Below are 26,145 nucleotides of genomic sequence, written 5' to 3' on the forward strand. Positions count from 1 at the left end.
GGGTGCGGCCCAGGGTTGCCCGGAGGCGCGGGCGAGCGGCGCTCGAGGCAGCAGTGGATGCCGTGGCCGAAGGCGACGTGAGCGCCTGCGGGCCGCCGGACGTCGAAGCGGCCCGGGTCGGGGGAGCGTCCCGGGTCGTGGTGTGCGCCCGCCAGAGCCACGAGTGCACGTCCTCGAAGAGCTGCACCGCAAAGCCCGGCGACCGGGTCGTCGTGACCGTCACCAACGCCGGGAAGACCAGCGACACGACTGCGGCCTGCACACCCCCACGAGGCCGTCCGACGAGCCGGCCATCGTCCCGGCGAGAGCTGCCGGCTCACTGTCGATCCCCCTCGGGCCTTGCGAGTTCCGTACTGGCCCATACGAATGATTCACCGGCGCCGCAGGGTGAATGACGGCACTGTGCGCCCCGAGTCGACGGCCGGGCAGCCGCTCGCGACCATACGTTGACTCGTGTGCCGCTGAGCTACGCCTTTGTGAACCTGAAGCCCGGGGTGGGAAAGACGACCAGCGCGGTCTGGTTGGCCCACGCACTCCACGAGTCGGGTGTCCCCCCGCTACTGGTCGACAGCGACCCCGCCTCCTCCGCGCTGCGCTGGAGCGAATTGGCAGGTGGCTTCCCGTTTCCTGTGGTCGCTCTCCCGGTGGGCGATGTGCACCGGCGCGTGAACGACTTCCTGGGCGACCGGCAGGCCGTCGTGTTCGACGCTCCGCAGATGGAGGACCACGCGCACATCGCCCGCAGCATCATGAGGTACGCGAGCGAATGGATCGTGCCGGTGACTCCAGCTCCCATCGAGCTGGATCGCATGGCGCCCATCGGCGGCGAGATGGGCGACGTACAGTCCCTGCGCGTCCAGCCGGCCCACGCCGCCGTTCTGCTGAACCGAACGAATCGCGCCGAAGCGACGCGTACGGGTCCCGATGCCGACGCCCGCGAAGCTCTCACCGAGCGGGGATTCGACGTGTTGTCCACGCACATTCCGCGGCTCGACCTGTACGCCCAGTCATTCGGAAGTCCGGTGGAAGTCAAGGCCTCGGCGTACATGGACCTCGCGGACGAACTCATCAAGCGACAGGACAAGGCATGAATCAGCGGAAGGACACCTACCGAGCCGCATTGCAGCGGGGACCGGACGCCGTCGTACCGCGTCCCGTCAAAGTCACTCAGCTGCACACCCGATACGTGCGGGTGACCATCGAGCTCGACTCCGGCTTGCCGCGTGACCTCGTGCAATGGGCGGGGTCAACGGTGTCCGTGATGGTGCGGGCCGGCGCCGCCGTCCTGCGACCCCCGAGAAGCGACCCGTAAGCCGGGTGACGCAGTCGCGCCTGCACCGGCCTCCGCTCGCCCACTGGCTTGACTGCGCCGGGTGATCCCGCTGGACGGCGGAGGCCCGGACGCATGCGCCCGCGGGATGCCGGTTCTCATGGGGAGGCAGCGAGGGCACCGGGCGGATCGCGGAGCTTGAGCCGCCTTCGCCGTCACGCTTCGCGGGCGTAGGACGCGAGGCGGTCGGCGAGCGCGGCGACGAGGTGGCGCAGTTCGTCGGGGCGTTCCACGACGAACGGCCGGTCGAGCGAGGCGAGCACCGGAGGCAGCCAGTCGAGCCGCTCCGCCCGCAGCTCGACGCGCAGCCACCGTTCGCCCGCCGGGTCCTGGTCCGCCACCGGCTCGTACGCCTCCAGGTTCGCGACGGAGGCGGGAAGGCGGGCGCGGATCTGCTCGACCGTCCCGTGGATCCGCAAGGTCACCTCGTGCCGGTACTCGGCCGTCGCGAACCCGGACAGCACGCGCTCTGCCGGACCTGGCCCCGGGGGCACCTCGAAGGAGCCGGGCAGGGTTCTCGCGTCCGTGATGCGGTCGAGCCGGAAGGTCCGGTCCTCGCCGACCCGGGCGTCCCGGCCCGTGACGTACCAGCGGCCCGAGTGGGCGACGATCCCGTACGCGTGCAGCGTGCGTTCGCTGCGCTGGCCGTCGCGGTCGGTGTAGCGGATCGAGACCGGTCGGCGGTGGCGCACCGCATCGGCGACGGTGAGCAGGACACCGGCGTCCGGGGTGTCGGAACCGCCGGGCCGCTCGGTGAACGCGAGCGTCTCCAGGAGCGCGTCGAGCCGACGGGCGAGGTGCTGGGGCAGCACCCGCCGGATCTTCGCCGACGCCGTCTCGTTCGCCGTGCGCTCCGCCGTCGTCAACCCCGCCCGGCGGCCGGAGACCAGGCCGAGCAGCACGGCCAGCGCCTCGTCGTCGCTGAGCATGAGCGGGGGCAGGCGGTACCCGGGGGCGAGCCGGTACCCGCCGTAGCGGCCGCGCACCGATTCCACGGGCACGTCCAGGTCGATCAGCTGGTTCACGTACCGCCGCACGGTGCGCCCCTCGACGCCGAGCCGGTCGGCGAGTTCGGCCACGGTCCGGGTGCCGCCGGACTGCAGCAGCTCCAGGAGGGTCAGCACGCGGCCGGTGGGGCGAGGCATGGTCTTAACCTAGCGCGGATACCGGACTGATTCTGTCCACTATTTTCCCTAGCCTGCGCAGTGCACGTCTTCAGCACAGCAGCCAAGGAGATCCCATGGACTTCGTCTCGATCCGCATCATCACCGGCGACGTGGCGCGCCTCGTCGAGTTCTACGAGCGAGCCACCGGGGCGCGGGCGGCGTGGGCCACCGCGGACTTCGCCGAACTCAGGACCGCGGGCGCCACCCTCGCGATCGCCGGGACCCGCACGGTTCCGTTGTTCGCCCCTGGCTCCGCCCACCCGGCGGACAACCGCAGTGTGATCACCGAGTTCCTCGTCGACGACGTGGACCGCGTCCACCGGGACCTGACCGGCTTCGTCACCGAGTTCGTCACCGAGCCCACCACGATGCCCTGGGGCAACCGGTCGCTGCTGTTCCGCGACCCCGACGGCAACCTCGTCAACTTCTTCACCCCGGTCACCCCGGCTGCCAAGGAGAAGTTCGCGCGCTGACGCCACGCGCGGCGGCGGGGCCGCGTCCGAAGTGCCACCAAGGTTTGCGAAACGTCCCCTATGGTGGCTTCTGGGTCGTGTGTCGGCAGACGGGACGGAGTGCGGATCGTGGCGTTCACGGAACCGGCCCCGGCGTCCGGACGACGGTCCTGGGCGCCGCTGCTGGCGGTGTGCGCCGGGTATTTCATGGTGATCCTGGATGTGACGGCCATCAACGTCGCCGTGCCGGTGATCGGCCGGGAGCTGTCGGCCTCGCTCACCGGCATCCAGTGGATCACCGACGGATACACCCTGGTCTTCGCCGGGTTCCTGCTGACCGGCGGCGCGCTGGGCGACCGGCTGGGCAACCGCCGGATCTTCTGCTCGGGCGTCGCCGTGTTCACGCTGTCCTCGGCCGCGTGCGCGCTCGCCGCGAGCACCCCGTTCCTGGTCGCGGCGCGGCTGGCGGAGGGGCTCGGTGCGGCTCTGATCGTGCCCGGTTCCCTGGCCCTGCTCCAGCAGGCCTACCCGGCGTCGGCCGAGCGCTCGCGGGCCTTCGGGCTGTGGGGTTCGATGGCGGGCATCGCGGCCGCCGCCGGTCCGCTGCTGGGCGGGCTGCTCGTCTCCACGATGGGCTGGCGCTGGGTGTTCCTCATCAACCTGCCCGTCGGCGTGGCCTGCCTGGCGCTGACGCTGCGGCACGTGGCACGCTCGCCCAGGCGCACGGACCGGGCCCTGGACTGGCCGGCGCAGTGTGCGGTGGTGGCGGCCGTGGCGCTGCTGACCGCGGCGCTCAACGAGGCCGGACGGCGAGGCTGGTCCGATCCGGCCGTTCTCGCCGGGGTGGTCCTGGCCGTGCTGGCCGCCGCGGCGTTCGCGGTACGTGAGCGGCTGGCCCGCTCTCCCGTCCTTCCGCCGAGCCTGCTGCGGTCCCGTGCGATGAGCGGTGGCGCCGCCATCGGCCTGCTGTTCAACTTCGGCTTCTACGGCATGGTGTTCACCGCCAGTCTGGAATTCCAGCACCAGCGCGGCTTCAGCGCCCTCGGCACCGGGTTGGCGCTGTTCCCGGCGGTGGTGATGACCATGTTCGCCTCCGTCCTGTCCGGTCGGCTGACCCGCCGTACCGGCGACCGCCCGCTGGTGGTCACCGGCATGCTCCTGGCCGCCCTGGGACTGGCCGGCTGGGCCGCGGCGGGAGCCGACCCCGGCTACCCGCTGCTGGTGGCCCCGATGATGGCCGCGGGGTTCGGTACCTCGTTCGCCCTCACCGGTTCGACCGCCACCGTGATGGGCGCCGCGCCTTCGGCGTACTCGGGCGCCGCCTCCGCCCTGTTCAACACCACCCGCCAGATCGGCAGCGCCACCGGCGTCGCGCTCGGCGGCAGTCTGCTCGCCACCGCGACCGACTACGACACCGGGCTGCGCACCAGCATGGCCATCGGCGCGCTTGCCTACCTGGCCGCCGCGTGCCTCGCGTGGCGGTGCGTGCCGGCGCTGCCGAAGCGGACCTGAGAACGCCCACCCACATGGCGGGAGATCCGCCACGGGCAGGGGCTTCTCGCCACCTCCATGTCGGGACTTTCGCCACCTCCATGTCGGGACTTTCGGCGCCTCCAAGTCGGGACGTCCGGTGCCTCCATGTCGGGATTTCTGGCGCCTCCCTGCGTCGAGAACCGCTTCATCCGGGATTTGCGGACTTTGGCCAGAAAGTTGCAGATCCTTGCGCGAATCATTCTTCGCTTCGTCAGAATCTAGCGGGCCGCATGAGGGCTCTGTACGGTCGGGGCGCCAGTTCCCCCACACACCGTTGAGGAGCTTCAGATGCTGACGATCTTCAGACCCCGGCGGCTGGCGGTGGCCGCCGTCGCCGCGGTCGGCGCGATGTGCGTGTCCGTATTACCGGCCGCCGCCACACAGGGGGCGCCGTCGTTCAAGGCACCCCGGCACGCGCAGACGCAGACGCAGACGCAGACGCAGGCGCACGCGCAGACGCAGGCCGGCGCGGCGGTGGGCGCCGCGACGCCGTTCTCGGTGTACGAGGCCGAGGCGGGCACGCCGGCCGGCGGCGCGGCCGTCCGGTCGCTGACCTCGGCGCCGACGACGCAGTACTCGAGCGCGGCCCTGGAGGCGTCGGGCCACTCCTATGTCCACCTGGACGACACGGGCCAGTCGGTGCAGTGGACGAACAGCACCGGGCAGCCGATCTCCTTCCTCAACGTCCGTGCCAGCATCCCGGACTCGGCGTCCGGCGGTGGTGTCACCGGGACGCTCGACCTGTACGTCAACGGGGTGTTCCGGCAGGCCCTGAACCTCAACTCGCGGCAGAGCTGGGTGTACGAGGGCAACGGCAACTACAACACGAGCGACAACCAGAACCCGGCCGACGGCGATCCGAGGGTCTTCTGGGACGAGTCGCACACCTTCGTCACCGGGACCCCGATCCCGGCGGGCGCCACCTTCTCGCTGCGCAAGGACTCCGCCAACAGCGCGTCCTTCTACGACGTGGACTCCGTCGACGTGGAGAACCCGCCGGCGCCGCTGACACAGCCGGCCAACTCGATCTCGATCACGAGCTGCGGCGCGGTGGCGGACGACAACCCGACCAACGGCGCGGCCGACGGCCAGTCGGTGGACAGCCGGGCCGCCATCCAGAACTGCATCGACCAGGCCCAGCAGCAGGGAAAGACCCTCTGGATCCCCCGGGGCACCTTCTATGTGAAGGGCACCGCGGGACTGAACGCGCAGGGGATCACCATCGCGGGCGCGGGGCTCTGGTACAGCACGGTCTACCGGGACGTCCCGGTCCCCAACAACACGCCGTTGGCGGCTCTGTTCGACCTGACCTCGTGCACCGTGCGTGACTTCCACATCGACGCCAACGCCGTCAGCCGGAGCACCGTCGGCGGGGACGGCGGCGCGATGGACACCACCGGCACCGACTGGCTGGCCGACGGCATCTGGACCCAGCACACCATGTCGGGCTTCTGGGCCTCCGGCACCGGCGGGACGGTGAAGAACAGCAGGCTGACGTCGATCTGGGCGGACGGGATCAACGTCAACAACGTGTCGCTGGGCGCCGACACCGGCAACGACCTGACGGTCACCGACAACTTCGTCCGCGGCACCGGGGACGACGCGATCGCCGTCAACTCGGTGAACTACAACACCAACAGCGACGGTTCAAAGACCTACTACCACCCGATGACCGACGTCACCGTCAGCGACAACACCTCGATCGCGCCGTGGGGCGGCAAGGGTGTCGGGATCTATGGGGGCAGCGGCCACCAGATCAGGAACAACTACATCAGCGACACGGCCCGCTACATCGGACTGGGCGCCGGCCGCTTCGGTGTCAACGGCAGCGACCTGCTGTCCGCGACCGTGACGGGCAACACCGTGGTCCGCTCCGGCGGCAACGCCTACAGCCAGGGCCAGCCCGCGCTGCACATCGGCAACGGCGGCGACGGGCAGAACACCGGGATCGTCGACAAGGTCACGGTGACCGGCAACACCGTCACCGACTCCCTCTACGACGGGATCGGCTTCTCCACCTCGACCAACACCCTGCTGCAGGACAACACCGTCGACGATCCCGGCCGCAACGGCATCGCGATCTCGCCGTCGTTCTACCCCGCGCCGACCGGCTCCGCGACCATCACCGGCAACACGGTCACCGGGCTCGGTGCCGGTGCCTCGGCCTACGTCAACAACTCCAGCGGGTTCGTCGCCACACTGAGCGACAACCACTGGCCGCCGGCCGCTCCCGAGGGCCCGTACGGCGGAACCCCGGCCGCCGTGCCCGGCACGGTGCAGGCGGAAAACTACGACACCGGCGGCCAGGGGGTGGCCTACAACGTCACCTCCGTCAACGGCAACGCCAACGCCTACCGCGCCGACGGGATGGACCTGGACAGCACCTCGGACACCGGCGGCGGCTACAACCTGGGGTGGACCGGCGGCGGACAGTGGTTCCGCTACACCGTGGACGTCGCCACGGCCGGCACCTACACCCTCGGCCTCCGTGTCGCGGCCCCGTCCGCGGTGACTGGTGCGCTGCACCTGTCGAACACCGCAGGCACCGACCTCACCGGAGCCGTCGACCTGCCCGCCACCGGCGACTGGCAGACCTGGGCCACCGTGACCACCCGCGTGACCCTGCCCGCCGGCCGGCAGATCCTGACACTCGACCAGGACACCGGCGGCTGGAACATCAACCACCTGGACTTCGCCGCGACGACCGACACCCCCGGGACCGACCTCGCCGCCGGCAGGCCCACCAGCGAGTCCAGCCACACCGACGTGTACCCGTCGTCGAACGTGACGGACGGCAACCAGGGCTCCTACTGGGAGAGCGCCAACAACACGTTTCCGCAGTGGGTCCAGGTCGACCTGGGCGCGGCCCGCACCGCCTCCCGCGTGGTCCTGCAACTGCCCGCCGCCTGGGGCGCCCGCACCCAGACCCTGACCCTCGGCGGCAGCACCGACGGCACCACCTTCACCACCCTGAAATCCTCGGCCACCTATACCTTCGACCCGGGCACCAGGAACACCGTCACGCTCACCTTCCCCGCCGCCACCCGCCGCTACTTCCGCGTCACCGTCACCGCCAACAACGGCTGGCCCGCGGGCCAGGTGTCCGAGTTCCAGATCTGGACCTCCTGACCCCGTCCTCCGCCGGTGCCGCCGGACAACCTGTCCGGCGGCACCGGCATGTGTGCGGCCCGGCACCGGGCGCGGCCTCCGACGGCACATTAGATCTTGCGGGCTGAATTTTTATTGTTGCAATGCTCTGTCTAGTTCTTGCGTGTCCATGTCGAGGATATTACGGTCCCACTCGCGTCGTTACCGCCTCCTGTCTCCCCCCTCTCTCTTTGCGTCCCGTCCCTCCCTCTCTGGCGGTGTCAGCGGCACAGTTCCGGCATTTCGTGATCAAAGGAGTGGCAAGTGTTCCATTCCATCCGAGATCTGAGACGAGCCCTCGTCTGGGCGGTCAGTACCGCGATGCTGACTGTCGTCGGCGTCTTCACGCTGGCCGTCCAACCGGCCGCGGCGGCGACCGCCGCCACCGGTGGCAGCGGTGCGAGCCTGCCGTACGTCGAGGTACAGGCGGAGAACTCCGCCAGCAACGGCTCGCCCATCGGACCGAGTTACACCCAGGGCCAGCTGGCCGACGAGGCGTCGTACCGCAAGGCGACGACGCTGCAGGGCACCGGCCAGTACGTCACCTTCACCACGCCGGTGGCCACCAACTCGATCAACTTCCGGTACAGCATCCCCGACACCTCGGGCGGCTCGGTCTACACCGCCGCGCTGTCGCTGTACATCAACGGCGTCAAGCAGCCCGACTTCACCCTGACCAACGCCTACAGCTGGTACTACGGCAGCTACCCCTTCACCAACACACCGGGCAGCAACCCGCACCACTTCTACGACGAGGCCCACCGCCTGTTCTCCACCACCTATCCGGCGGGCACGACCTTCAAGCTCCAGGTCGACGCGGGCGACACGGCCTCCTCGTACACGATCGACTTCGCCGACTTCGAGCAGGTCGGCGCCGCCCTGACCGCACCCTCGGGAGCGGTGTCGGTGACCAGCAAGGGCGCCGACTCCACCGGCGTGAGCGACGCGACCAGCGCGTTCAACGCCGCGATCAGCGCGGCGGGACCCGGCGGCACCGTCTGGATCCCGCCGGGCACCTACAACATCCCCGGGCACATCAGCGTCAACAACGTCACGATCGCCGGCGCCGGCATGTGGTACTCGACCGTCACCGGCACGGCACCCGGCTTCTACGGCAACTCCGCGCCCTCGGCCAGCACCGGCGTGCGGCTCCAGAACTTCGCCATCTTCGGCAATGTGCAGGAGCGCAACGACAGCGCGCAGGTCAACGGCATCGGCGGCGCGATGAGCGACTCGACCGTCTCCAACCTGTGGATCGACCACATGAAGGTCGGCGCCTGGATGGACGGGCCGATGGACGGGCTGACCTTCACCGGCCTGCGCATCCGGGACACCACCGCCGACGGCATCAACTTCCACGGCGGCGTCACCAACTCCAAGGTGACCAACAGCGACATCCGCAACACCGGCGACGACGGCATCGCCACCTGGGCGGACTCCGCCCTCGGTGCCGACGCCAACGACACGATCTCCAACAACACCGTGTCCCTGCAGATCCTCGCCAACGGCATCGCGATCTACGGCGGCCACGACAACACCGTCAGCGGCAACCGGGTGGTGGACTCCGGTATCGCCCAGGGCGGCGGCATCCACGTGGGGCAGCGCTTCACGTCCACACCGGTCGGCACCACCACCATCTCCGACAACACCCTGATCCGGGACGGCAGCCTCGACCCGAACTGGCAGTTCGGTGTGGGCGCACTCTGGTTCGACGGCAGCCAGGGCGCGATCAACGGGCCGATCAACGTGACCAACGCGCTGATCCAGCAGAGCCCGTACGAGGCGGTCCAGTGGGTCGAGGGCACCATCAGCGGCGTCAACCTCAACAACGTGACCATCGCCGGCACCGGAACCTTCGCCCTTCAGGAACAGACCGGCGGCGCCGCGAAGTTCACCAACGTCACGGCGACCGGCGTCGGTTACTCGTCCCCCGTGTACAACTGCTCGGGCGGCAACTTCGTCGTGACCGACGGTGGCGGCAACTCCGGCATCAGCGGCACGCCGTACTGCGGAGGGTGGCCCGCTCCGGTCTACCCGCCCTACCCGTCCGAAGGCGTGACGGCCACCCCCGGCGCGCTCAACTTCGGTTCGGTGGCGACCGGTTCGACGAGCGCGGCGCAGACCGTGACGGTCTCCAACCCGACCAACAGCGCCGCGTCCGTCTCGTCGGTCTCCGTCGGCGGCGACTACTCCCAGACCAACACGTGCGGCTCGTCGATCCCGGCGAACGGCTCGTGCACGGTCAGCGTGAAGTTCACGCCGACCGCGACCGGCAGCCGTAGCGGCACTCTGACCGTCAACGCGGGCGGGAACACCAGCACCGTCAGCCTCTCCGGTACCGGCACCGCGCCGGGCCCGGTGCTGAACACCGACCCGGCGAGCCTGTCCTTCGAGAGCACGGTGGTCGGCTCGTCGGCGACCGCGCAGACGGTCAAGGTGACGAACTCGGGCACCACGTCGGCTACCGTCTCGGGAGTCTCGGCCTCCGGTGACTTCAGCCAGACCAACAACTGCTCCACCCTCGCGGTCGGCGCGTCCTGCACGGTGACCGTCGGCTTCAAGCCCACCGCGGGCGGCACCCGCAACGGCAACCTGACCGTCACCAGCAACGCCAACAACAGCCCGACCACCGTCTCCCTGACGGGCAGCGGCATCGACAGCACCACCAACGTCGCCGCCGGGCGGCCCGCGACGGCGAGTTCGAGCAGCAGTCCCTACGTCGCCTCGAACCTCACCGACCCGGACGCCTCGACGTACTGGGAGGGCACGAACGGCTCGTTCCCGCAGTGGGCCCAGGTCGACCTCGGCCAGAACTACAGCGTCGGCAAGGTCGTGCTCAAACTCCCGCCGGCGACGGCGTGGTCGGCCCGCACCCAGACACTGTCGGTGCAGGGCTCCACGGACGGCTCCAGCTTCTCCACGATCAAGGCGTCGGCCGGGTACACCTTCGACCCGAACACCAACGACAACACGGCGACCATCACGTTCAGCGCCGCCACGGCGAGATACGTCCGGGTGAACATCACCGCCAACACGGGCTGGAACGCGGCCCAGTTGTCGGACTTCGAGGTGTTCCCCAGCGGCGGCGGCTCCTCGCCGGCGACCTTGTCGGCCAGCCCGACGTCACTGTCGTATCCCACCCAGGCGCTCAACACCTCCAGCAGCGCGCAGGCGGTCACGGTGACCAACACCGGAACCGCGGCCGCCACCGTCTCGGGCATCACCGTCACGGGCGACTTCTCGCAGACCAACAACTGCGGTACGTCGATCGCGGCGAACGCCTCCTGCACGGTGAACGTCACGTTCAGGCCCACCGCGTCCGGCACCCGCACCGGCGACCTCAGCATCGCCAGCAACGCGTCGAACGGCACGACCACGGTCGCGCTGACCGGCACCGGTGCGGGCGCGACCAGCCGGAACCTGGCAGCCGGCGCGGCCACCACCGAGTCCAGCCACACCGACGTCTACCCGTCGTCGAACGTGACGGACGGCAACCAGGGGACCTACTGGGAGAGCGCCAACAACGCCTTCCCGCAGTGGGTCCAGGCCGACCTCGGTTCCGCACAGAGTGCGAGCCGTGTCGTCCTCCAGCTCCCCGCGGGCTGGGGCGCCCGTAACCAGACGCTCTCCCTGTCGGGCAGCACCGACGGCTCCTCCTTCACCACCATCAAATCGTCGGCCACCTACACCTTCGACCCCACCACCAACAACACGGTCACCATCACGTTCACCGCGACCACCCAGCGCTACGTCAGGGTGAACATCACGGCGAACAACGGCTGGCCGGCCGGTCAGATCTCCGAGTTCCAGGTCTGGAACACCTGACCCGACCTGTGGTGCCGCCGGGCGCGGGCGCGCCCGGCGGCACCGACCACCGGAAGGCCATTCGACCAGAGGAGTCCAGATGGGTGTCACACGCAGAGTCTTCCTGAGGGCCGCGATCGCATCCACCGCGGTGGGAACCGTGGGAGCCACCGGGACCGTGCTCGCCCCCACCGCGTCAGCGGCCAGTGCGCCGGGCGACGTGGTCGGCAAGGTCACCGTCGGCTACCAGGGCTGGTTCGCCTGCATCGGCGACGGCGCACCCATCAACGGCTGGTGGCACTGGAGCCAGGACTGGGGCCGGTCGCCGTCCCCGACCAACACCAACATCAAGTGCTGGCCCGACGTGCGTGAGTTCACCAAGACCTATCAGACCTCGTACGCGAGCCTCGGCAACGGCCAGCCGGCCACCCTGTTCTCCTCCTACGACCAGCAGACCGTGAACACCCACTTCCTGTGGATGCAGCAGAACAACATCGACACCGCGGCACTCCAGCGCTTCAACCCCACCGGCGGCGAGGGCCCCACCCGCGACGCCATGGCGACCAGGGTGCGCGGCGCCGCCGAGTCGTACGGCCGGAAGTTCTACATCATGTACGACGTCTCCAACTGGACGAACATGCAGTCCGAGATCAAGACGGACTGGACGAACAAGATGTCCGCGTACACCGCGTCCCCGGCGTACGCGAAGCAGAACGGCAAGCCGGTCGTCTGCATCTGGGGCTTCGGCTTCAACGACCCCAACCACCCCTTCACCGCCGACGCCTGCCTCGACGTCGTCAACTGGTTCAAAAGCCAGGGGTGTTACGTCATCGGGGGCGTCCCGCGCGAATGGCGGACGGGGACCGGGGGCTCGCAGCCCGGCTTCCTGGGCGTCTACCACGCCTTCAACATGATCTCGCCGTGGATGGTCGGCGCGATCGGCAACGTGACCGAGGCCGACAACGCCTACACCACCTACACCGTCCCCGACCAGGCCGACTGCAACGCCAACGGCATCGACTACCAGCCGTGCGTGCTGCCCGGCGACGTCTCCGGCCGGCAGCGCGCGCACGGCGACTTCATGTGGCGGCAGTTCTACAACGTGGTCCGGGCCGGGGTGCAGGGCATCTACATCTCGATGTTCGACGAGTACAACGAGGGCAACCAGATCGCCAAGACCGCCGAGACCCAGGCCTGGGTGCCCACCAACTCCGGATTCCTCGCCCTCGACGAGGACGGCACCGCCTGTTCCTCCGACTACTACCTGCGCCTGACCGGCGACGGCGGCCGCATGCTCAAGGGCCAGATCGCGCTGACCGCCACCCGCCCCACCCGGCCGACCCTCCCCACCGGCGGCGACACCACACCGCCCGCCGCACCGGGCGGCCTGACCGTCACCGGGCACACCAGCACCTCCGTCGCACTGGCCTGGAACACCGCGACCGACAACGTCGGCGTGACCGGCTACCGCGTCCTTCAGGTCTCCGGCTCGACCAGCACACAGGTCGGCACCACCGGCGCCACCTCGTTCACCGTCACCGGACTCGGCGCGTCCACCGCGTACACCTTCGACGTCGTCGCCCTCGACGCGGCGGGCAACGTGTCCCAGCCCTCCAACCAGGTCACCGTCACCACCGACCCCCCTTCCGGCACCACCAACCTCGCCCTGCACCGCCCCACCTCGGAGAGCAGCCACACCCAGGTCTACGCCTCGGGCAACGCGACCGACGGCGACACCAACACCTACTGGGAGTCCGCCAACAACGCCTTCCCACAGTGGATCCAGGTCGATCTGGGCGCCGCCACCGGCATCAAACGGATCGTCCTCAAGCTTCCCCCGGCGACCGCCTGGTCCACCCGTACCCAGACGCTCTCCGTCCAGGGCAGCACCGACGGCGGCACCTTCGCCCAGCTGCTCGCCTCGGCGGGCTACACCTTCGACCCGGCGACCGGCAACACCGCGACCCTCACGCTCCCCGCAACCGTCACCACGCGCTACGTACGACTCACCATCACCGCCAACAACGGCTGGCCGGCCGGGCAGGTCTCGGAGTTCCAGGTCTTCGGGGCCTGATACCCCGCCCACCTCGGCCTATAGTTCGTCACATGAGTCGCTGGCACGAACTGACCGGGGGCACATCCGGGGCGGACTACGCCGCACGGTTCGCTGCCGTGGCCCGCAGCGGGAAGGACGTGCACGGCGAGGCGCGGTTCTGTGCCGCGCTCGTGCCCGCCGGAGCGCGGGTGCTGGACGCCGGGTGCGGGACCGGACGGGTCATGATCCGGCTCGCGGAGCTCGGGTACGACTGCGTCGGAGTGGATCTCGACGCGTCGATGCTCGCGGTGGCACGACGGCAGGCGCCCGGACTGCCCTGGTTCCAGGCCGACCTGGCCGGGTTCGAGCCCCGCCGGCTCGGCATCGCGGCGGACTTCGACCTCGTGGTCACCGCGGGGAACATCTTCCCGTTGCTCGCGCCCGGCACCGAGGCCGCGGTGGTCGAGCGCCTGGCCGCGGCCCTGCGCCCCGGCGGCCTGCTGGTCGCCGGCTTCGGCCTGGACGAGGCCCATCTGCCCGTGCCGCCCGGCATCACCCTGCCCGAGTACGACGACTGCTGCGCCGCGGCCGGCCTCACCCTCGCCGACCGCTTCGCCACCTGGGACGCCGACCCCTACGACGGCGGCGGCTACGCCGTCAGCGTGCACCGCCGCTGAACCCTCCGGTGGCCGTGAGCCCCCGGTGAAAACCCTGTGGAAGTGATGTCGGTGGGGCCGCCTATGCTGCACTCCGATGATCACGCGGATCCTGGGGAGGGCGCGGCATGTTCGGCAAGCTGTTCGGCAGAGGCGGGGAGAGACCGGCGGCGGATCCGCACGCCCTTCCCGTGCCGCGCAAACTGAGAAACGGGACGTACCCGCTGCGCGCTCTCGGCGACACCAGGGTGCTCGCGCTGGTGGAGGCGGCCGGCGCCGGTGACTGGGCGGCGGTCAGGGCGGCGCTGGCCCCCTTCGATCTCGGCCGAGACGACCTGGTCCTCGGTGAACTGGCCGACCTGGACGGTGTGCAGGACTGGATCGGCCGCGCCGTCGAGGAGGACAAGGAGCACCGGGCGACCGCCCTGCTGATATCCGGTGCGCGCCACGTCAGCTGGGGCTGGGAGGCCCGCACCCGCGCGAGTGCCATGGACGTCACGCCCGAGCAGTGGCGCGTCTTCCGGAAGCGGCTGCACATCGCGGAAGAGCAGTTGCTGGAGGCGGCCGAGCTGCGGCCGGAGTGGGTCACCCCGTGGCGTCGCCTGCTCACCTCCGGCCGTGGCATCTCGCTCGGCCGCGCGGTCAACGAGACTCGCCTCGACGCGGCCCTGCGCCGCGATCCGCTGGACCTGGAGAGCCACGTCGAGTGGGTGTCGTACCTCCAACCCCGGTGGAACGGCGAGCCCGGCGAGGCCCTCGCCTTCGCCCGCACGGCGTTCGCCGAGGCACCCGACGGACATCGCCTCGGCTGTGTGGTCGCCGTCGCGCACATCGAGGACTGGGTCGAGTCCGACCGTTACAACTGCCTCGTCACCCCTGAGATCCAGGACGAGCTGCTGGAGGCGGCCGAGCGCAGCGTCCTCCACCCCGACTACGAGCGCCGCCCTGGCTGGCAGCAGGACTTCAACGTCTTCGCCATGGCCCTGTCCCTCGCCTCGGAGCGGATCGCTCTGCCGTATGTCTTCCGCGAGCTGGACGGTGCCCTCACCGAGTGGCCGTGGAGGTACACGGCGGAGCCGGAAAAGATGTACGCCCGCGCCCGGCGCAACGCCTGAACCCGCCACCCCGCCCGCCGCTCATCTCACCCCGGACTGCCCGATGACTCTGCCCCACACCCCTTTGAGCCAGGACGCCGGCGCCGACCGCACCTTCCAGGTGGATCTGCGCGGCCTCGTCGACCTCCTCTCCCACCACCTCTACTCCAGCCCCCGCGTCTACCTGCGCGAACTCCTGCAGAACGCGGTGGACGCGCTGACGGCGCGGCACACCCTCGAACCGGGCGCCCCCGCCGACGCGTTCGGCATCCGCCTGTACGCCGACGGCTCGGTGGTCCGGGTGGAGGACGACGGCGTCGGTCTCACCGAGGCCGACGTGCACGCCTTCCTCGCCACCATCGGCCGCAGCAGCAAGCGTGCCGAGAAGATCGCCGAGCAGCGCGGCGACTTCATCGGCCAGTTCGGCATCGGCCTGCTCTCCTGCTTCCTGGTCGCGGACGAGATCCACGTCCTGAGCCGGTCCGCCCGCACCCCCGACGCCCCCGCCGTGGAGTGGCGGGGGCGCGGCGACGGCAGCTACTCCGTCCGCACCCTGCCCGCCTCCGCCCGCCCCCAGCCCGGCACCACCGTCACCCTGACGCCCCGGGCCGACACCGGCGACTGGACCCGGCCGGCCCAGGTGCACGCGCTGGCCCGGCACTTCGGCTCGCTGCTGCGTCACCCGGTGACCTTCGACGACGGCACCGGCGGCCGGGGCGCGTCCGTCAACCCCGAGCCCGCACCCTGGGCGCGTACCCATCCCACGCCGGGAGCACGCGCCCGCGCGCTGGCCGCCTACGGCGAGGAGACCTTCGGGTTCACTCCGCTGGACACCATCGAGCTGGACCTGCCGGCCGTGGGCCTGAAGGGCATCGCGTGCGTGCTGCCCGACGCGGTACCGGCCGGGCGCCGGCACGGCCACCGCGTGCACGTCAAGGGCATGCTGCTGTCCGAGCAGGCCGAGGAGATCCTGCCCGAGTGGGCGTTCTTCGTCCGCTGCGTCCTCGACGCCGAGAGCCTGCGCCCGACCGCGTCCCGGGAGTCCCTGTACGAGGACGACACCCTCGCCGCCGTCCGTGAGGCCCTCGCCGAGCGGCTGCGCGCCTGGATCGCCCGCACCGCCGCCAGCGACCCCGACCTCCTCGGCCGCTTCCTCCAGGCCCACCACCTGGCCGTGAAGTCCCTCGCCGTGCACGACGACGAGATCCTGCGGATGCTGCTGCCCTGGCTGCCGTTCGAGACCACCGCCGGGCACGCCACGCTCGACGAGTTCGCACGCACCCACCGCACCGTGCTCGTCACCTCCAGCGTCGAGGAGTTCCGGCAGGTCGCGGCGATCGCCTCGGCCGCCGGGCTCGGCGTCGTCAACGGCGGCTACACCTACGACCGTGAACTGGTCCACCGGCTCCCGGAGATCAGGCCCGAGGTCAGCGTCGCCGACCTCGACCCGGCCACGCTCACCGCCCACCTCGACCCCGTCGACCGGGAGACGGAACTCGCCGCCGCGGCCTACCTCGCCCAGGCCCGTGACGCCCTCGCCGTCTTCGACTGCGACGTCGCGCTGCGCACCTTCCAGCCCGCCTCGGCCCCCGCCCTCCTCCTCGACAGCCGCGAGGCCCGGCACGAGCGCACCCGCTCCCAGCTCGCCCGCGAACAGCAGGGCGGGGTGTGGGGCGACATCCTCGGCCACCTGCGTCAGGAGGCCCCGCGGGCCCAGCTGATCCTCAACCAGCTCAACCCGCTGGTCCGCACCGCGGTCACCATCGACGAGCCGGAACTGGCCCGCACCAGCGCCGAAGCACTCTACGGGCAGGCCGCGATGCTGTCCCGGCGCCCGCTCAGGCCCGCCGAGTCGAGCCTCATCAACCGCTCCTTCCTCGACCTCCTCGCCCACGCCCTCCGCAAGGACAGCTGACGATGCCGACCGCACCCCATCCCCAGAACACGGACGAGCTGTACCAGGCGCTCCAGGAGAACGACCGGCGCCCCTACGGCCGTACCCGCACCGTCACGGCCGAGGAACTGGTCGACACCGCCGAGCAGTTCGCGGAGCCCCGCCCGCTGGTCCACGCGCTCCTCGCACTCCAGAAGGCGTACAACTACGGCTCCGAGCCCAGGAAGTCGCCCGTCGTCTTCGCCCGCGTGCTCACCCTCTTCGACGAGCAGCCCGACGTCTTCGACGAGCGGCTGCGGCACACGCTGTTCTGGCGGTTCAAGTGGGTCGCGGGCGCCCTGCTCGCCCTGCCCGAGATACCCCTGGCCAGCCTGCGCCAGTGGCTGACCGAGATGCGTGACCGGTACGAGAAGGCCGGTCTCGGACTCCAGCCCTACTACGGACAGGCGTACCACCTCGCCGCCCACGTCGGCGAGGGCACCGACCTGGCCTACGAGCTGTGGGCGGGACGGGACCGTACCCAGCTCAGCGACTGCGAGGCCTGCGAGATCTGCGAGCGCGCCCTCCACCACCTCGCGGCGGGCGACGACGAACGGGCGCTGCGCGCCTGGGAGCCCGTCCTGGCCGGGAAGGAGTCCTGCCAGGAGGAACCCGCCCGCTCCGTCTCCTACGCGCTGCTTCCCCTGCTGCGCACCGGCGGCGCCGACCGGGCCCGCGAGCTGCACCTGGCCGGTTACCGCGGCTGCCGCCGCAACCCCTCGATGTCCGGCGAGGTCGGCCGGCACCTGGAGTTCTGTGCGCTGACCGGCAACGAGGCACGCGGCCTGGAACTCCTCGCGGAGAACCGGAACCTGTTCGACGACGTGGACTCGCCGCTGGACCTGCTCGCCTTCCTCACCGGCGTCGAGGTCCTCCTGCAGCGCGTCGAACTCCTCGGCCACGGCGACCTGCCCGCCGCCGGGTACGCGGGCCGCAGCTGGACGGTGTCCGGCCTGCGCGCCGAGGTACGCGGCCGGGCCGACGACCTCGCCGCCCGCTTCGACGCCCGCAACGGAACCACGGCCCACGCCGACCGGCGTCGGGCCCGCCTCGACCGCGCCCCTCTCCTGGACGCGCTGGAGCTGACCCTGCGCACCCGCGGCCTCGACGACGTGGCCCCGGCCGCCGTGCCCGCCGCCCGCCCGGCCACCACCGCCGTCCCCGAGTCGCTGCCCGAACTCATCGTCCGGGCACGGGAGCTGGATGAGCAGGGGCATCCGGACGCGGTGGTCTGCTGGGCGCGGCTGCGCACCCTCGTCGCCGACCCCGGCTACGCCCACCCCGACGACCCGGCCGTGGGGCCGCTCGCCCAGCTGCGCGCGGACCTGCTGGCCGACGAGGCGGGCCGGGCCGGCCAGAAGGACGATTTCGACCAGGCGGCCGCCCTGTGGGAGGCGGCCGCGAGCCTGTACGACGAGGCCGGGGCACCGGGTCACGCCGCGCTCGCCCGTGCCTGCGCCGTACTCCCCACGGGGGACATCCCCGCGGAGGGCGGCGACGGACCCGAGGCGAAGGCCGCCGCGCTGACCGCCGCTCACCAGGCCCTCGTCCGGCTGCACGAGGAGACGACCGGCCTCGCCCCGTACCAGGAGGCCCGTGTGCTGCGGCTGCGGGCGAGCGCGCTCGGCCTGCGGCTGCAGACGACGGGGGACGAGGAGCACATCGCGCCGGTCCTCGCCGAGGTGGACCTGCTGCTCGCCTTCGCCACCCGGCACGGGATCGCCGGACAGGTCTCCGGCGCCCGGCTGCTGCGGGCCACCACGCGCGCCCTCACCGGCGACCTGCCCGCCGCGGTCACCGAGGTCGACGCGCTCCTCGACCGGCTGACGGCGGACGGCCCGGCCTGGCACCTGCCCCGCACGCTCGGCCTGCGCGGCCGGCTCCGGCTCGGCCTCAGGGACGCGCAGGCCGCGCACACCGACCTGACCGAGGGCCTGCGGCTGGCCGCCGACTGGCCGTCCGACTCCACCGACACGGCACGCCTGCACGGTGACCTGGCCCAGGCCTGCATGCGCCTGGGCCGGCCCGACGAGGCGCTGCGGCACCTGACGCGCTCCGCGGAGCTTGAACTGCGCCACGGCAGCCGGACGGAGGCGTTCTGCACCTACAGCAACGTGGCCCGGCTCAGCCTCGAACTCGGCCGCGTCGAGGACTGCATCGCGCTGCTCGACTCCCTCCTGGCCGAACCGGACGTCGCCTCAGGCGAGGCGGGCGACCGTCTCGTCGCCCAGCTGCGCCTGTACCGGGCCCGCGCGCTGCACGCGGGGGAGGACCTCAAGGCCGCCACGGCGGAGTTCGCCGCCCTCGCGGCCGAGTCGGCCGGCTGGGACGACGACCCCGCGAGCCACGCCGCGATCGCCGCGGAGACCGCCGTACTCCTCGCCGAGTCCGGCGAGTTCGGCCGCGCCCGCGAGGCCGCTGACCAGGCCCTCGCCGCCCACGCCCAGGCCCCGCGCTACGAGCAGCTCAGCGGCTGCCTGCGCGAGATCGCCCGCCTCCAGGCCCAGCGGCAGGGTGCCGAGGGGCTGGCCGACGCCCTCGCCCTCCTCGCCGACGCCGGCAGGGTGGCCGACGAGGCCCGGGACGCGGGGTACGAGGCCCGGGACCGCTCCCTGGGCAGCGCCCTCGCCTACGAACACGGGCGGGTCAACGCCTACGCCGGTGCGTACGACACCGCCCTGGACGCGCTGGAAAAGGCCCTCACTCTGCTCGGCGAACCGGGACCCGAGGACGACCACGCCGGCGAGTGGGCCGAGTGCGTCCGACTCGCGTCCGTCGTGGAGGGCCTCTACCTGGAGCGCCCCGCCCCCGCCCTCACCCGCCTCGACGCTGCGGTCTCCCGCCTCACCGCCCTGGGCCGGACCGAGGAGACCGAGTCGCTGACCTCCCTGGCGGCCCAGCTGCGCGACGAGGGGTGAGAACGAGGGATGAGAACGAGGGGTGAAAGGACACCGCCCTTTCACCCCTCGTCCCCGGCGCACCGACCGGACCCGGCGCACCGACCGGACCCGGCGCACCGACCGGCCCCGGCGCACCGGCCGGATCCCGCGCACCGACCTGACCTCGCCCACTGACCTGACCCCGCGCACCGGCCGTGACCCGGTGCACCGACCGGACCTCGCCCACTGATCTGACCCCGCGCACCGGCCGTGACCTGGCGCTCGGCCGGGCCGCCCGACGCTCCGGAGGCGCTGCCGCCGCCCCGGCCGAGGCTCGCCCCCGCCGGGAGAGGAGCCTTTGCTGGAAGGCCGTAACTCCCGCAAGGAATCGCACGGTTCGGCGCGGCTCCCGGACCCTCCCGCGCCGAAGGCCGACTCGCGCCCGCGACGCCACGGACCCGGGAGGACGGACCAGCCGGGGCCCGTCCGCGACGCCACGGACCCGGGTGCACGGACCGGCCAGGGCCCGTCCGCGACGGCACGGACCCGGGTGGACGGACCGGCCCGGGCCGCGGCCGCCGGCGTCCGGTGCGCGGTCGGCCGTGAACTTCGCACTCAGAAAGTCTTGTTGGCCTCGTTGACACGCCACAAGCACAGGCGTTTCACTCGACACTCGTGCATGGCAACGTTGTCAGGCCGTGGGAGCGACCCGAACCGTTGCCTGTCGCCGGCATTCCGGTGTTTTTCGGCGCGCCGACACCTGATGTGCGAAGCACGAACTGCTGCGGAGGCAACCGATGGTGAGACCCCGACGTCCAGCTGCACCAGCCGACCGAGCAAGATTCCGCCGACGCCTCGTCGCGGTGTGTGTCCTGGGCATGGCAGCGCTGCCGCTTCAGGCGGTCGGAAGCGCCCAGGCCGCGGGCAACGCGACGCCGCCCCTCGTGAAGGACCCCGCGTCCCTCGTCAACCCCCTCATCGGCACCTCCGGTGCGGTGGACACCTTCCCCGGCCCCGACATGCCGGCCGGCATGGTGCAGTGGGGCCCCGACACCACGCCCCACCGCACGGACGGCGGCGGCTACGAGTACGCCGACAGCAAGATCTCCGGCTTCAGCCTCACCCACGTCTCCGGGCCCGGCTGCCCCGTGGCCGGTGACCTGCCGGTGCTGCCGGTCACCGGCGCCCTGACGGGCGACCTCGGCAACACGTCCGTCGGCTTCGGCCACGACAAGGAACAGGCCGGCATCGGCTCCTACAAGGTCACCGACGCCAACGGGGTCGCGACCGAGCTGACCGACACCACCCGTGCCGGCATCGGCACCTTCACCTTCCCCTCGGACCAGCAGGCGAACCTGCTGTTCAAGCTCAGCGGGGGCGCCACCCAGGTGGACGGGACCCGCGTCCAGGTGGTGAACAGCAAGGAGATCAGCGGCGCGGTCGACAGCGGTCACTTCTGCGGCGCGGCCAACCGGTACACGCTGCACTTCGACATCAAGTTCGACCGGCCGTTCACCGCGAGCGGGACCTGGGTCGGCTCCACCATCACCCCCGACGCCACGTCGCTGAAGGCGGGCAAGGTCAGCCGGCCCCCGCAGGCGTCCAAGTCGGCGCCGCTGAAGGAGAAGCACTTCACCGTCCCGGCGAAGCCGGCCCCGACGATCCACGGGAGCGGTGCCAAGACCTCCGGCGCGGCCTCCCTGACACCGAGCGCCAGTACCGCGTCCCGGTTGTCGAAGGCCGCCAAGGCCGCCCAGCCTCCCACGACCGGCGCCAACGGCATGTACCTGACCTTCGACACGTCGTCGAACCCCAAGGTGACGGCGAAGGTCGGTATCTCGTACACGAGTGACGCGAACGCGGCGGCCAACCTCGGCGCCGAGATCGGGAACCGGAACGTCGGCGCCGTCGAGAAGGCCAACCACGACGCCTGGAACACGGTGCTGAAGAACATCCAGGTCGGCGGCGGATCCACCGACCAGCGGACGCAGTTCTACACCGCGCTCTACCACGCCCTGCTGCACCCGAACGTCCTCTCCGACGCCAACGGCCAGTACATGGGCATGGACAACCAGGTCCACAAGCTGGCGAAGGGGCAGCAGGCCCAGTACGCCAACTACTCGGGCTGGGACACCTACCGCTCCCAGACCCAGCTGATGGCGCTGGTCGAGCCCAAGGTGGCGAGCGACGTCGTCACCTCGATGCTCAACGGCTACGACCAGACCGGCCTGCTGCCCAAGTGGGCCTCGAACAACGGCGAGAGCTACGTGATGGTCGGTGACCCGGCCGCCGGCATCATCGCCGACGCGTACGCCTTCGGGGCGACCGGCTTCGACACGGACAAGGCCCTCGCGGCCCTCCAGCACGAGGCCACCGTCCCGAACAACGACCGCCCCGGCGAGTCGGTGCGGGACGCGAAGGGCTACCTCCCGCTGGACGAGAGCTACGGCTGCTGCAACTTCTACGGCCCGGTCTCCACCCAGCTGGAGTACGACTCCGCCGACTACGCCCTCGCCGCCTTCGCCAAGTCGCTCGGCAAGGCGTCCGTCTACGAGAAGTTCGCCACCCGCGCCCAGGACTGGATGAACGTCTTCAACCCGCAGTCCGGCTACCTCCAGGCCAAGAACAAGGACGGCCAGTTCGCGACCGGTTTCACCCCCGGTACCTCCAACGGCTTCGTGGAGGGCACCTCCGCCCAGTACACCCCCATGGTCCCCTTCAACCTGAAGCAGCTCATCCAGGCCCGCGGCGGCACCAAGGCGTACTCGTCCTACCTGGACAGCCTGCTCGACGACATCACCCGGCCGGGCAACACCGACGCCGACCTGAGCAACGAGCCCAGCGTGGAGATCCCCTGGGAGTACGACTACACCGGCGAGCCGTGGAAGACGCAGGCGGCCGTCCGTGACGCCCAGCAGAACCTGTACTTCAACGCCCCGGTCGGCTCGTTCGGCAACGACGACCTCGGCGCCATGAGCTCCTGGTACGTCTGGTCCGAGCTGGGCCTGTACCCGGAGACCCCGGGCGCGGACACCCTGGTGCTCGGCAGCCCGGTGTTCCCGGTGGCCCAGGTGACCCTCGGCGGGAAGACGGTGCGGATCAACGCCCCGCAGGCCGCGACCGACGCGCCGTACGTGCAGTCCCTCGACGTCAAGGGCAAGGCATGGAACACCTCCTGGCTGACGTACCAGCAGTTCAGGGGCGCGGGCACCATGGACTTCACGCTCGGTACCGAGCCCGACACCTCCTGGGCGTCCGGCCCGTCGGCGGCGCCGCCGTCGGACACCACGGGCGGCGGCCGGGTACTGGCGGCGACCGGTCCCAGCAACGGTCTGGTCCTCCGGCCGGGCACGAGCGATGACGGCACCCTCGACCTGACCAACCTCGGCGGCAAGGCCGTCACGGTCGACTGGAAGGCGACGGCGCCCGCCGGCGTCGCCGTGGACACCGCGTCCGGCTCGCTGACCGTGCCGGCCTCGGGCAGCGCCGAGGCGAAGGTCCATGTGACGGCGGGTCCGGACGAGGGCACGTTCCCGGTCACGTTCGCCCTGACCGACCACGACACCGGTGCGGCACTGTCCGGGGCGGCCCTCCGGGTCGCCGTGGCCAAGGCCGGTGCGCTGTGGCCGTACGACACCAACGAGGGCGTCTACCCCGACGGCAGCAGCTACTCGGGCGGATTCGACGGCGGTGGCTGGGCGTACTCGCAGAACGCCCTGTCGGCGGCAGGTGTCGGCAGCGGCTCCGCCCTCACCGTCGACGGCGTCTCCTACACCTGGCCGACGGTGAAGTCCGGGCAGGCCGACAACCTGGAGATGGCCGGCCAGACCATCCCCATGCCGGCCGGCACCTCGGGTGCGTCGCTGGGTCTGCTGGGGGCGGCGGCCAACGCGCCGACCGACGGCAGCGGGACCTCGGGCACGCTGACCGTCACCTACACCGACGGCAGCACCGCGCATGCCACGGTGGGCTTCTCCGACTGGACGCTCAACGGGGGGTCGGCCAAGCCGCTGCCGAGTGACACGACGGCCGTCACCACCGGCTACCGGAACACCGGGAGCGGCGGCCGGGACAGCGTGAAGACCTACGTCTTCGCCACGAAGGTGCCGCTGGACCCGGCCAAGCAGGTGGCGTCGGTGACGCTGCCGGTGACCGGCTCCACGGGTACCGCCCACCTGTTCGCCTACGGCTTCGGCCAGTAGGCGGCACCGCGGCACGGACGAGGGGGCCGGTTCCCCGGGCGAACGCCCGGGGAACCGGCCCCCTCCGCGATGTGCCGCTCTCAGCTCAGGCCGAAGTCGTCCGCGTTCACGTTGCCCTGGCCGTACCAGCCGTGGACGTAGACGGTGACCGTTCCGCTGCTGCCGGTGGTGAAGGTGACCTTGAGCTGGTTCCAGCTCGCGCTGTTCGACCAGGTGCTCGCGGTGGCACCGCCGCTGACACCGACGTAGGCGTACGGGCCCTGCACCCAACCGGAGAGCGTGTAGGTGTGGTTGGGGGAGAGGGTGACGGTCTGGTCGCATTCGCCGGTTCCGCTGGAGCTCGGCGTGACCTGGAGGCTGTGGCTGCCGCTGTGGACCGGGCTGGAGACGACCGTGCTGCCGCCGGTGCAGGTCCAGGGGCTCGCGCTGCCGGTCTCGAAGCCGGCGTTGGTCAGTGAGCCGCCGCCGCCCCCTCCGCCGGACGAGGTGACCGTGAGCGTGTAGGTGGCGCTGTGGCTGCCGCTCGCGGCCGTGCCGGTGACGGTGATCGGGTAGCTGCCCGCGGCCACCGACGAGCCGACCGTCGCCGTCAGCGTCGAACTGCCCCCGGAGGTCACCGAAGCCGGGCTGAAGGAGACGCCGACCCCGGAGGGCGCGCCGGACGCGGTGAGAGCGACGGACTCGGCGCTGCCGGAGGTGACGGCGGTGGAGACGGCCGCGGTCGCCGACCCTCCCTGGGCGACCGACGCGGAGCCGGGCGACAGGGCCAGGGAGAAGTCGGTGGTGGTGCCTCCGCCGCCGCCCGAACTGCCCTCGTAGGGCACGAACGCGTCGGTGAAGGCGAGCGGGTTCTGGCTGATCTCACTGCACGTGGACAGTGAGTTGGCGCTGCCGCTGCACGGCTGGTCCCGGTTGGCCGACCAGAACGCCAGCCGCCCGACGCCGTTCTGCGCGGCGAAGCTCTCCACCGTCTGGGCGTCGGCCAGGGTGAAGGTGGACCCGTCGTCGTTCTTGCCGATCATCGGGGTGATGCCGAGGTTGGCGTAGCCGTAGCCGGAGTCGACGGACTGCATCTGCGCCAGCGTGGCGCGGGCCGCGGAGAGGGCGCCCTGGCCCATCTCGGTGCCGGTGCCGGCGTAGTAGTCCATGGTCATGATGTTGACGACGTCGATCTTGACGCCGGCGTTCTTGGCGGCCTTGAGGATGTTGACGCCGTCGCCGGTCAGCCCGCTCGTCAGCACCGGCAGGGTCATGGAGAACTGGAGGCCCGGGTTGGATGCCTTGAGGTCCTTCATCGCCTGCATCTGACGGGCCACGGCCGCGGTGTCGGCCACGGCGGCGCCCTCGACGTCGAAGTCGAGCTGGGTGACGCCGTAGTCGTTGATGATGGCCTGGTAGCCGGCGTCGATGCTGCTCTGGTTCGAGCACGTCCACGCGAGCGGCTCGCCGCTCGCCCCGCCGGAGGAGATGATCACGGAGGCGCCCTCGGACCTGGCCCTGGCGATCTCCGGGTCGGTGTAGGAGTCGTTGCCGATGGGGAGGGTGTCGCCCCAGATCTGGTTGCAGCCCACGCCGAGGACGAAGGCCGCCGTGTAGGCCTTGAGGTGGTGGCCGGTGATGGCGGTGTCGAGCAGGCCTTCCTGACCGTTCGACATGTCGACGTAGGGAGCCACGGAGTAGACGCTGCCCGCCACGGCGTTGCCGGCGGGGGCCAGTGCGACGGCGGCGCCGGTGGCCGTGAGGGCCAGGGCGCACGCGGAAGCCGCGAGTCTTGCCAGGTGCATGACAGTGGCCCTTTCGGGATGCCCGGGGAGGGCGGAGGGGTGGGGGAGGGGCCGGACCAGGTATTGGTACATACCAAACTCCTCGAGGTCTCCGCCGTCAAGAGGACTAGACCAAAGGCTCTGTCAAGAC

The 26,145-nt window shown here is 71.1% G+C and carries 14 protein-coding genes; 12 read left to right on the forward strand and 2 right to left on the reverse strand.

All coding sequences use genetic code 11. From position 1 onward, the window contains the following. Positions 1-455: 455 nt before the first annotated feature. Positions 456-1,091, forward strand: a complete 636-nt coding sequence (locus tag ACWDGI_RS30670; RefSeq protein WP_450764505.1) for a nucleotide-binding protein — start codon at positions 456-458, stop codon at positions 1,089-1,091. Positions 1,092-1,485: 394 nt separating this feature from the next. Here the strand turns inward: ACWDGI_RS30670 and ACWDGI_RS30675 are convergent, their stop codons facing one another. Beyond that, positions 1,486-2,475 (reverse strand): helix-turn-helix transcriptional regulator, encoded by a 990-nt coding sequence (locus tag ACWDGI_RS30675; protein WP_450764507.1) that lies wholly within the window; start codon positions 2,473-2,475, stop codon positions 1,486-1,488. 95 nt (positions 2,476-2,570) lie between these two features. On the opposite strand from ACWDGI_RS30675, the gene ACWDGI_RS30680 reads away from it, so the two are divergent. From ACWDGI_RS30680 to ACWDGI_RS30730, 11 genes are all read left to right on the forward strand, one after another. After that, positions 2,571-2,969 (forward strand): VOC family protein, encoded by a 399-nt coding sequence (locus ACWDGI_RS30680; protein WP_450764509.1) that lies wholly within the window; start codon positions 2,571-2,573, stop codon positions 2,967-2,969. A 99-nt stretch (positions 2,970-3,068) separates the two neighbouring features. Next, positions 3,069-4,460 (forward strand): MFS transporter, encoded by a 1,392-nt coding sequence (locus ACWDGI_RS30685; protein ID WP_450764511.1) that lies wholly within the window; start codon positions 3,069-3,071, stop codon positions 4,458-4,460. A gap of 309 nt (positions 4,461-4,769) precedes the next feature. Then, entirely contained in the window at positions 4,770-7,610 is a 2,841-nt protein-coding gene (locus ACWDGI_RS30690) for a discoidin domain-containing protein (RefSeq protein ID WP_450764513.1), read from the forward strand. 282 nt (positions 7,611-7,892) lie between these two features. Further along, positions 7,893-11,453: a choice-of-anchor D domain-containing protein gene (locus tag ACWDGI_RS30695; protein ID WP_450764515.1), complete on the forward strand. Its 3,561-nt coding sequence runs from the start codon at positions 7,893-7,895 to the stop codon at positions 11,451-11,453. A gap of 79 nt (positions 11,454-11,532) precedes the next feature. Then, entirely contained in the window at positions 11,533-13,506 is a 1,974-nt protein-coding gene (locus ACWDGI_RS30700; protein WP_450764517.1) for a discoidin domain-containing protein, read from the forward strand. 32 nt (positions 13,507-13,538) lie between these two features. After that, positions 13,539-14,144, forward strand: a complete 606-nt coding sequence (locus ACWDGI_RS30705; RefSeq protein WP_450764519.1) for a class I SAM-dependent methyltransferase — start codon at positions 13,539-13,541, stop codon at positions 14,142-14,144. A gap of 107 nt (positions 14,145-14,251) precedes the next feature. Further along, positions 14,252-15,238, forward strand: a complete 987-nt coding sequence (locus ACWDGI_RS30710) for a hypothetical protein (RefSeq protein ID WP_450764521.1) — start codon at positions 14,252-14,254, stop codon at positions 15,236-15,238. Positions 15,239-15,281: 43 nt separating this feature from the next. Next, the gene (locus ACWDGI_RS30715; RefSeq protein ID WP_450764523.1) at positions 15,282-17,132 is read left to right on the forward strand and encodes an HSP90 family protein; all 1,851 of its coding nucleotides are present in this window, start codon (positions 15,282-15,284) and stop codon (positions 17,130-17,132) included. Positions 17,133-17,134: 2 nt separating this feature from the next. Then, positions 17,135-20,068 (forward strand): hypothetical protein, encoded by a 2,934-nt coding sequence (locus ACWDGI_RS30720; RefSeq protein WP_450764525.1) that lies wholly within the window; start codon positions 17,135-17,137, stop codon positions 20,066-20,068. A gap of 22 nt (positions 20,069-20,090) precedes the next feature. Further along, positions 20,091-20,279, forward strand: a complete 189-nt coding sequence (locus ACWDGI_RS30725) for a hypothetical protein (protein ID WP_450764527.1) — start codon at positions 20,091-20,093, stop codon at positions 20,277-20,279. A 628-nt stretch (positions 20,280-20,907) separates the two neighbouring features. Then, on the forward strand, positions 20,908-24,231 hold the full coding sequence (locus tag ACWDGI_RS30730) for a lectin (protein ID WP_450764529.1): 3,324 nt from the start codon (positions 20,908-20,910) through the stop codon (positions 24,229-24,231). Between the two features lie 80 nt (positions 24,232-24,311). Here the strand turns inward: ACWDGI_RS30730 and ACWDGI_RS30735 are convergent, their stop codons facing one another. Further along, on the reverse strand, positions 24,312-26,015 hold the full coding sequence (locus ACWDGI_RS30735; RefSeq protein ID WP_450764531.1) for a carbohydrate binding domain-containing protein: 1,704 nt from the start codon (positions 26,013-26,015) through the stop codon (positions 24,312-24,314). Positions 26,016-26,145 lie beyond the last annotated feature (130 nt).

The sequence above is a fragment of the Streptomyces sp. NPDC001220 genome, from assembly GCF_053597895.1.

Excerpts from the sequence above, each read along its gene's own strand:
- ACWDGI_RS30680 (WP_450764509.1), top strand. The coding sequence starts at position 2,571 with ATGGACTTCGTCTCGATCCGCATCATCACCGGCGACGTGGCGCGCCTC.
- ACWDGI_RS30730 (WP_450764529.1), top strand. The coding sequence starts at position 20,908 with ATGGCAGCGCTGCCGCTTCAGGCGGTCGGAAGCGCCCAGGCCGCGGGC.
- ACWDGI_RS30675 (WP_450764507.1), bottom strand. The coding sequence starts at position 2,475 with ATGCCTCGCCCCACCGGCCGCGTGCTGACCCTCCTGGAGCTGCTGCAG.
- ACWDGI_RS30700 (WP_450764517.1), top strand. The coding sequence starts at position 11,533 with ATGGGTGTCACACGCAGAGTCTTCCTGAGGGCCGCGATCGCATCCACC.
- ACWDGI_RS30720 (WP_450764525.1), top strand. The coding sequence starts at position 17,135 with ATGCCGACCGCACCCCATCCCCAGAACACGGACGAGCTGTACCAGGCG.
- ACWDGI_RS30710 (WP_450764521.1), top strand. The coding sequence starts at position 14,252 with ATGTTCGGCAAGCTGTTCGGCAGAGGCGGGGAGAGACCGGCGGCGGAT.
- ACWDGI_RS30705 (WP_450764519.1), top strand. The coding sequence starts at position 13,539 with ATGAGTCGCTGGCACGAACTGACCGGGGGCACATCCGGGGCGGACTAC.
- ACWDGI_RS30735 (WP_450764531.1), bottom strand. The coding sequence starts at position 26,015 with ATGCACCTGGCAAGACTCGCGGCTTCCGCGTGCGCCCTGGCCCTCACG.
- ACWDGI_RS30690 (WP_450764513.1), top strand. The coding sequence starts at position 4,770 with ATGCTGACGATCTTCAGACCCCGGCGGCTGGCGGTGGCCGCCGTCGCC.
- ACWDGI_RS30715 (WP_450764523.1), top strand. The coding sequence starts at position 15,282 with ATGACTCTGCCCCACACCCCTTTGAGCCAGGACGCCGGCGCCGACCGC.